Annotated in this window: 1 protein-coding gene; it reads left to right on the top strand. The window is 40.9% G+C overall.

Features of this window, described 5'->3' with window-relative positions; all coding sequences use genetic code 11:
• Positions 1–843, top strand: an 843-nt coding sequence (locus B3R79_RS04650) for a chloride channel protein (RefSeq protein WP_293694026.1), incomplete at both ends; no start/stop codon positions are given.

Below are 843 nucleotides of genomic sequence, written 5' to 3'. Positions count from 1 at the left end.
ATTTGGATTAGTGCCTTGGTTGCCAGCCTAGCTGCTAACTTTATTTCCATGAATTTCTTTGGCTTGAAGCCTGTGCTTTATATGTCAGACCGCTTGCCTGTCTTGCCCTTGCGTTATTATTGGCTGATTTTATTGCTAGGAATTATCTTAGGTGTTTTGGGTTATGTTTATGAAAAAGTCACTCTAAATGGCGATTTGTTCTACCGTTATTTAGCCAAATTCATTCCAATTCCAAGTGCTTTTTACAGTGTTTTTGCGGTCTTTCTCATTATTCCTATCGGTTATTTCTACCCACAATTGCTGGGTGGGGGAAATGGTTTAATCACGTCTTTGCCAAGTAGTCACTTGACCTTGACCGCTGTCTGTCTTTATTTTGTCATTCGCTTTGTGTGGAGTACTTTTAGTTATTCTAGCGGCTTGCCAGGTGGTATTTTCTTACCAGTCTTAACCTTGGGTGCTATTTTAGGCTTTGGTTTTGGTCTGGTTGGTCAAGGCTTGGGACTTTATGCGGACAATTACCTCGTTTTATTTCTTGTGATGGGAATGTCAGGTTATTTTGGAGCCATTTCCAAAGCTCCGCTGACAGCCATGGTGTTGGTGACTGAAATGGTTGGTGATTTTCGTCAACTCATGCCAATTGCTGTGGTGAGCATTGTGGCTTATATCGTCATGGATGTCATGAAAGGGGAACCTATCTACGAAGCTTTGTTAGCTAAATTACCGATTTTAGAGGATAGAGAAGTCATTGAGCCAACGTTGGTGTCTTTGACCGTTTCAGATAAAATTGCTGGCAAGTATGTCAGAGATTTGGTTCTTCCTAAAAATGTGCTGATTACTATGCAA

Origin of the sequence: Streptococcus sp. UBA3373, from assembly GCF_002360305.1 — a bacterium.
Classification (GTDB): domain Bacteria; phylum Bacillota; class Bacilli; order Lactobacillales; family Streptococcaceae; genus Streptococcus; species Streptococcus alactolyticus.
Note: the sequence above shows the minus strand (reverse complement) of the source record. Positions and strands in the feature narration are given on the sequence as shown.